General features: G+C 40.3%; 1 protein-coding gene. It reads left to right on the top strand.

All coding sequences use genetic code 11. The features are described 5' to 3' along the window. The first annotated feature begins 126 nt into the window (after positions 1–126). Complete coding sequence (locus H4J63_RS19655; protein WP_182198094.1) at positions 127–1,665, top strand: transposase; 1,539 nt, start codon at positions 127–129, stop codon at positions 1,663–1,665. Positions 1,666–1,864: the final 199 nt, after the last annotated feature.

Below are 1,864 nucleotides of genomic sequence, written 5' to 3'. Positions count from 1 at the left end.
GCGTTGAGGCTGTAGAATTACTCTTTTTAGGAACGTATCCAACTATTCTTGGTTGGTTGCTTTTTAACCTTGAATCCATCTGTTCGCTGTGATCTAATAGATATTATTCACCCACGGTAAACTGTTATGGCTAACTACAAGCCTGACTTATCCTGTCAAAATAAATTCATTCCTATCAATTTCGCTGAGCAAATTTTGCCTGGCACATTTGAATATGCCCTTTGTTATATCGTCGAAAATAAACTCGATTTATCGGGATTTGACGCGTGGTATAACAACGACAAAACGGGCGCTGCTGCGTATCCGCCTTCGGTAATGCTAAAGATTATTTTACTGGGCTATGCACATGGTTTTATCAGTAGCCGTCGGATTGCAAAGGCTTGCGAGCATAATATTTTATTTATGAGTGTGTCGGGTGATATCCAGCCACATTACACATCTATAGCGGGTTTTGTGGCTAAAATGCATGAACAGATTGAGCCACTTTTCACGCAAGTGCTGATGATATGTGATGAGGAAGACTTGATAGGCCGCAACATGTTTGCTATTGATGGGTGTAAATTAAAGTCCAATGCGAGTAAAGAGTGGAGCGGCACATTCGATGAGTTAAGCCGCAAAAAAGCAAAACTAGAACGCGCAAGCAAACGTATTATTGAACGCCACCAATCACAAGATGGACTGGGCGAAGAGTTGATAACTCAGGACTTAAAACAAAAAGAAAAGCTGGATAGAAGTGCAGATAAAATCACCGATTTTTTAGCCACTCACGAAGAGAAAACAGGCAGTAAAGGCAAGCCTGTTAAAAGTAATATCACTGACCCAGATAGTGCGAAGATGACGACCTCAAAAGGGACAATTCAAGGCTACAACGGCATCGCGATAAACGATGATAAACATCAAATCATCCTGCAAGCACAAGCGTGGGGCTCAGTGGGCGAACAACAAACTTTACAGCCAGCCGTTGCACAATTAAAACAGCAACTCGCTAAACTCAATACAGAAAAAATGACAGATAAACACACCATCAAATTCACCGCAGACAGTGGGTTTAACAGCGAAGTAAATCTTGAGTTTATGGCGCAAAGTGGGTTCGATACCTACATTGCGGATAACCAATTTAGAAAACGAAATCCGCTGTTTAAAGCCAGCGAAACATACGAAACTGAGCAAGAAAAGCGCCGACTAAAACGCAGTAAAGGCAAGCCTCGGTTATTTACCTCAGACGATTTTCATTATGATGAAGCAACCCAAACATGCCGCTGCCCAGCAGGTAATGATATGTGGCGAAGCGGAGTTAATGTAAACAGCCATAACCAACAATACACACGATTCTGCGGTTACTTAAAAGATTGCAAAGTATGTCCACTACAACAGCAATGTATGCGAAAACCACCGATAGAAAGAGGACGACAAGTACAGTTTATAAATAATAAATCACGCAAAAAGCTGAGCTATGTAGACAAAATGAAAGTAAAAATAGACAGCCCCATAGGTCGACGACAATATAGCAAAAGACTTGGCTGTATTGAGCCAGTGTTCGGGAACATTACAGTGAATAAAGGCATGAATAAATTGACCTTACGGGGTCAAACGAAAGTGAATGCGCAATGGCAACTGTATTGCCTTGTTCATAATATAGAAAAGCTGCAAAACACGATGCATTAAGAAGGGTAAGCCCTCTTACTCTAAATAAAAGCCACTCAAACACCCGTAATCCCTTCCAAAACGCCAATTAAAACAATATCAAACACTTCTATATTCTGCGTAAAAATACAGTAATCAATTGAACCAAAATAGGAACTCAGCTATGGTTTGTTTATCAATAAAAACAAATTTAAAAACGAGTTAATCTACAGGCTCGTTA

The organism is Pseudoalteromonas sp. 5Ae-yellow (genome assembly GCF_014077565.1).
GTDB lineage: Bacteria > Pseudomonadota > Gammaproteobacteria > Enterobacterales > Alteromonadaceae > Pseudoalteromonas.
The sequence above is the reverse complement of the archived record's forward strand: the minus strand, read 5'-3'. Positions and strand labels throughout refer to the sequence as shown.

Bases quoted from the DNA above. Each gene is read 5' to 3' on its own strand.
- H4J63_RS19655 (WP_182198094.1), top strand. From the start codon at position 127: ATGGCTAACTACAAGCCTGACTTATCCTGTCAAAATAAATTCATTCCT.